General features: G+C 51.8%; 2 protein-coding genes. Both read left to right on the top strand.

The window, feature by feature from the left end; genetic code table 11:
- The first annotated feature begins 36 nt into the window (after positions 1 to 36).
- Positions 37 to 537 carry a transporter gene (locus GXX57_11055; protein HHV45185.1) on the top strand — a complete coding sequence of 167 codons (501 nt, stop codon included), beginning with the start codon at positions 37 to 39 and terminating at the stop codon, positions 535 to 537.
- Between the two features lie 356 nt (positions 538 to 893).
- On the top strand, positions 894 to 2116 hold a 1223-nt coding region (locus tag GXX57_11050), incomplete at its 3' end, for an MFS transporter (GenBank protein HHV45184.1).

The raw sequence follows: 2116 nt of genomic DNA, 5'->3' as shown, positions 1-2116 counted from the left end.
TAATAGGCTACTATGAGGGGAAAGGAAAGAAGCCAGATGAGTCGGTCGATACGAACGAAAATCGCTACAATCTCCAACTACCTTGAAATTGCCCTCTCCGTGGTTGTCCTGGTCGGCATCACGGTAATGTCCATCCAGCTCGTCAAGGACATTCTCGGGATCATTCGTAGTATCGACGACGCGTCCATGTCCATCCCCTTTGAGACTTTCATGGGAGACGCTCTGCAGTTTATTATCGGTATTGAATTTGTAAAAATGTTGGTGAGAAACACACCAAAGAGCGTCGTGGAAGTCCTCCTCTTCGCCATGGCCCGTAAGTTAATCATCGGTGGTTTTGGAACCGTAGACGTGGCAGTAGGGATCGGCGCCATTGCCATCCTTTTTGTCATCCGCCGGTTCTTGTTCTACGAGAACGAGGGACTCTGGGATGAGTTCGAAGGGCCCCTGTTCGGACCGCCCATGAACAACAAAACCGCAAACCGCCCGAGATTCCGTAGTGTCTCCATGCCAGAGAAGCGGAAAACCCGCGTTCAATGATCATGCAGGATCACTTCCGAAGTAGTGCTTTCTCCCCTTGCTACCTCTGTGCATTGCAGTTTGAGGGCCAAGTCCTGCCAATTCCTCATATCCCGGTTCCAAATATGTATAATCCTGCCGGAGGATGGAGACAATAAGAACAGGTATGACCTAGGCCTAGGGTTTTCCTAAGGAGTCTCCTTCCTACCGGTCTTGAGCCGGAAACGAAAGACCCTAGGCTTTCCCTTTGCATAAATCCTTTCGGTGTCATCCTAAGAAAGTCAGTATTGAAAGAACCTGGAGGCATTTGCTATACTCGTAAAGTCTGTAGTAACCACCGACCTTGTTTCGTAGCCTCTAAAGGAATGACTAGACCGATGAAAACCACCCGGGGAAAACGACCGTCCGCCTTCAACAAAGAAGTTATCTCTTTTCTCCTGAGCCAGAATATATCTCTCTTCGGTTCATCGGTGGTGGCCTTTGCTATCATCTGGTATATTACCCTCGAGACTTCATCTGGTTTGTGGCTGATGCTATCTACAATCTGTTCCACGGTGCCCCAAGTGGTTATCTCCCTGTGGGGCGGAGTGTGGGCTGATCGGTACAACCGGAAGCATTTGATCATGTTCTCCGACGGTTTCATTGCCCTGGCCACTTTAGGACTGGTTGCTGCCTTCTGGGCCGGTCTTGGCCGGCTAGAACTGTTACTGGTCGCATCGGTGGTGCGTTCCCTGGGTGCCGGCATCCAGACACCGGCGGTGAACGCCCTCTTCCCACAACTGGTACCCACCGAGTCCTTAACACGGGTCCAGGGAATCAACCAAACCCTCAGCTCCCTGTTGATGCTCGTCTCCCCCGCCGTTGGCGGTGTAGTCCTGGGATCCTTCGGACTGGTCTGGGCCTTTTTCATCGATGTGATAACTGCCACGTTGGCTATCCTAGTCATGGCTTTCATCAAAGTAGACAGAGTCACCCGAGACGAATCCCTCGGTTCAGTGCTGGCGGAATTGAAGGAAGGTATCACTTACACCCTAAGTCATCGGTTACTAAGCGGGCTTTTGATCTGCTATGCATGTTCCTTCTTTCTCATTACCCCCGCCGCGGTGCTGACCCCACTTTTGATTGAACGCAGTTTCGGCGGCGAAGTATGGAAATTGACAGCCAATGAGATATCTTGGACTATCGGCTCTCTGATCGGCGGGTTATTCGTTTCCTGGCACGGCGGATTCCAAGACAAAATCCGCACCATTGCCATGTGCCTGGTCATCTTTGGAGTCACCTTTGGTTTCCTGGGACTAGCCACCAGTTTCTCGGTCTATCTATTCATCATGGGCGCAGCAGGCTTCTTCATGCCCGTAATGGCCACTACCCAAACGGTGCTCATTCAGGAGATCACATCCCCGTCCATGATGGGCCGGGTCTTCTCCATCATCCAGATCATTGCCGCCGGTGCTATGCCCCTTGCCATCCTCGTCTTTGGCCCATTGGCCGATATAGTCTCCGTAGAGGTAATCCTCATCGTATCCGGCGCTCTTCTCGCTTTGGTCGGGGTGCTCTATCACCGTAGTTACGGTCCTTTGTCCATCGAAGGAAACACACC

It is taken from the genome of Bacillota bacterium, from assembly GCA_012839765.1.
Classification (GTDB): domain Bacteria; phylum Bacillota; class Limnochordia; order DUMW01; family DUMW01; genus DUMW01.
This window is presented reverse-complemented; position numbering and strand designations above follow the sequence as displayed.